General features: G+C 35.2%; 4 protein-coding genes, 1 other RNA gene and 1 riboswitch. All 5 genes read left to right on the top strand.

Annotated features, from left to right (window positions below; genetic code table 11):
* Window positions 1–1,044: PD-(D/E)XK nuclease family protein (locus AC3AX0_RS09570; RefSeq protein ID WP_487550065.1), on the top strand; the 1,044-nt coding region annotated here is incomplete at its 5' end.
* A gap of 112 nt (window positions 1,045–1,156) precedes the next feature.
* Window positions 1,157–1,332, top strand: a non-coding RNA gene (gene ssrS, locus AC3AX0_RS09565) — 6S RNA.
* A 62-nt stretch (window positions 1,333–1,394) separates the two neighbouring features.
* A complete protein-coding gene (locus tag AC3AX0_RS09560) occupies window positions 1,395–2,186 on the top strand; it encodes a histidinol-phosphatase HisJ family protein (RefSeq protein WP_487550064.1) in 792 nt (263 codons plus the stop codon).
* A 15-nt stretch (window positions 2,187–2,201) separates the two neighbouring features.
* The gene (locus AC3AX0_RS09555; RefSeq protein ID WP_487550063.1) at window positions 2,202–2,813 is read left to right on the top strand and encodes a DUF445 domain-containing protein; all 612 of its coding nucleotides are present in this window, start codon (window positions 2,202–2,204) and stop codon (window positions 2,811–2,813) included.
* Window positions 2,814–2,989: 176 nt separating this feature from the next.
* Window positions 2,990–3,075: riboswitch (glycine riboswitch) on the top strand.
* Window positions 3,076–3,123: 48 nt separating this feature from the next.
* Window positions 3,124–3,393, top strand: coding sequence for an ACT domain-containing protein (locus AC3AX0_RS09550; RefSeq protein WP_487550062.1), 270 nt, complete (start codon window positions 3,124–3,126; stop codon window positions 3,391–3,393).
* Window positions 3,394–3,455: the final 62 nt, after the last annotated feature.

Genomic DNA, 3,455 nt, shown 5'->3' with positions numbered 1-3,455 from the left:
TTGCCTAGATTTGCTTCGAAAATTCAAATAAACAGAGAAAACCTGTCAGAAGAGATGAGGGTCTTGTATGTGGCCCTTACCAGGGCAGTAGACAAGCTGATTCTGACTGGAACAGTAGATGATTTTGACAAATGGAAGGGAAAATGGGAAAAAGAGAAGATAGCTTATATCAATACTTTGTCCGCATCCTCCTATCTTGACTGGATAGGTTATATACTCAACAAGGAAGAGTCCAAATACAGAGTTAATAAAGTAAATATTTCACTTCTGGCTAAGTCACCTGAAGAAAAGACTATTAATGACAAGGGATATTTTGAAAGGATATTTCAGGGAGAATGGAAAAACACAAAAGAATATGAAACCATTGAAAAAAAGATGAACTGGCAATATGAATATGGTGAAAAGAGTCTTGTTCCGGACAAAATAACTGTAACGGACATCAAAGAGTTAAGGGGCAAGAAGGAAAGCCTTAAGTACAGGATTCCATCGCTAAGGGAAATCCCTCTTTTTAAGAGCAGGATATCCAAGTTTACTCCTGCTGAAATTGGTACCATAACACATTCTGTCCTTCAGCTCATAAAACTTGATAGTGATATGGACCTTGATTATGTGAAGAAATCTGTAAAGACAATGGTTGAAAGAAAGCAGCTAACTGAAGAGGAAGCTGAAGTCGTGGAAACGGAGAAAATACTTGCCTATTACACATCGCCTTTGGGCAGAAGAATGATTCAGGCCAAAGTTGTATGCAGGGAGCAGCCCTTCATATTGAAAAAGAGATTAAGCGATATTGTTGACAGTGTTGAAAAGGACAGAGAGATTCTGGTTCAGGGTGTTATTGACTGCTATTTCAAGGAAGGAGAAGAACTCGTCCTTGTTGATTACAAAACTGACAGGGTTTATAATGGAAATATGGACAGTCTGATTGAACATTATTCGCCTCAGATATCAACCTACAGAGAGGCACTTGAGAAGCTTATGGGATTAAAAGTGAAGGAATCATACCTGTATCTTCTTAATTCGTCAAGAGCAATTAAAGTAAATTAATTTTCTATTTACATTTATTGGAAAAGCAATTATAATACAATGTATTGTAAAAATATTGTAATAAAGATGTAATTTGATTATTTTGATTTTTTGGATTATAATAAGAGTAAGAAATAGCCTGCAATGTTTGAGGTTCCATTTAATTCAACCGACATAATTTGAACGGGAGTTCACGTTCCCGGAATTGATGACGAAACTGCTAGTCAGGGGGTCAGAAGTTCGAGACAGAACACCCACCTGCTGTGAGGCGGGTATGAATTAACTGGGCCGCGGCAAAGCGGGTTTTTTGTAGCTTACTTGGTTAACGCGATGTAATCGCTTTTTCTGAGTTGTAATGAATAGGTGATGAAATGTATGATTTCCATGTCAGGTCGCTGTATTCAGCTGGATGCAGATACGACATTGAAAAAATGGCTGTAGCGGCCATAAAAAAGAAAATAAAATTGATCTATGCTGCTGATTACTATGAAATCAATGAGAAGAAAGACTGGGATATGTCTTTTGATTTGAATGAATATAGAAATGAAATTCAGAGAATCAATAAAAAATATGATGAAGTAGAAATATTGTCTGCCATTGAGCTTGGAATTGATGAAAGCGAATATGGCAGATTTAATGATTTGATGGATAATTCACAGCTTGACATGATAATTCTGTCTACCCACAAGGTAAACGGAGTTTATTTAAGTGACGAAAGATTTTATTCTGAAAAGCATACCCTTGAGATTTATCAGGAGTACTATACGGAAATACTTGAAACCATAAGGAAGTTTGACAATTTCGATGTTGTAGGTCATCTGGATCTCATTGACAGGTTTAAGGAAAGGTATTACATAGATTTGGAGTTTGGAAAGTACAAGAAGATAATCTCCGATATTCTAAAGGAGATTATTGGTAAAGGCAAGTCTCTTGAAATTAATACAAGTGGATACCATTCCATAGTTAAAAGACCATATCCCAAAAAAGAAATTCTTACTATGTATAAAAAGCTTGGAGGAGAAAAAATTGTTATTGGCTCTGATGCAAACAAGCCTGACCTTATTGGCTACAAGCATAAGGAATTAATTTCTGATCTGAAGGATATAGGATTAAATCATATTACAGTTTATCGCAAAAGAATACCACATATGGTTAGATTTTAAAGAAAGGACATAATCATGACAAATATTTTATTAAAAATTTTCATATTGGCTATAATAGGTTCGGCAATTGGATATATTACAAATGTACTTGCAATCAAACTGCTTTTCAGACCTTATGAAGAAATAAGAATACCAATAATCAACTTCAAAATTCAGGGTGTAATTCCCATGAGACAGAAGGAAATAGCAAAAAATATTGGTGAAATAGTGGAGCAGGAGCTTGTAAGCATTAGCGACATCCTTGATAATTTTGTAACTGAAGAAAAGATACATGGACTCCTACTTTCAATTCAGGACAAGCTTAAATCTGTCTTAGAGATGAAAATATCGGAGATGCCACTTCTTGCTGGATTCAAGGGAATGATATTTGGATATATCGACAAGATCATGGAAGAAGAAGGAAAGGATTACATAAAGGAAATAATCCACAACATAGGTGTCAATGCCCAGGAAGAGATAAGGATTAGTGAAATGGTTGAAGAAAAAATCAATGCCTTTGACCTTTCAAAGCTTGAGGAACTGGCATATGAAATTGCAAGGAAGGAACTGAGACATATAGAGGTTCTTGGAGGTGTTCTTGGTTTCATGATAGGAATAGTGCAGGGTATTATAGTTCACCTGTTCTAAAAAGTATATATTAGTATATAACAAAGGACTGTACTTATAGTCCTTTTGAATATTAAGTTATCAGTTTTGGGAAATATTTTATTTATATCTTGAAAAAATATATGACTTGTCATATACTTGATAATATTATTAATACATTGGTTGAAGGTTTCGGAAGTTTTTTAACGACCGTTTCTGGACAAACTTCTGGAGAGACTCGAAAAGAGCACCGAAGGGGCAAGCATAATGCGAAACTCTCAGGTAAAAGGACAGGGGCAGAAACAGATTTCTGCGGGCCTTTGTGCCCGTTTTTATATTAAAGGAGGAAAATATGAAAGCAGTATTAACCATTATTGGACAAGATAAAGTAGGCATAATAGCAAGGGCTTCAAATGTGTTGGCGGATTGTAACATAAATATTCTGGATATCAACCAGACAGTTATGAGAGAATATTTTACAATGATAATGCTCACAGACATTACTGACATGAATGTGTCTTTTGCTGAAATTCAGGACAAGCTTGAGGTTGTTGAAAAAGAACTTGGAATGACAATAAGAATTCAAAGAGAAGACATATTCACAAAAATGCACGAAGTGTAGGAGGCAGCAATGATAAACAGAAATAATATAATGGAAACCATTGGAATGGTTGAAAAGAACAA

This window comes from Dethiosulfatibacter sp. (genome assembly GCF_983023055.1).
Note: the sequence above shows the minus strand (reverse complement) of the source record. Positions and strands in the feature narration are given on the sequence as shown.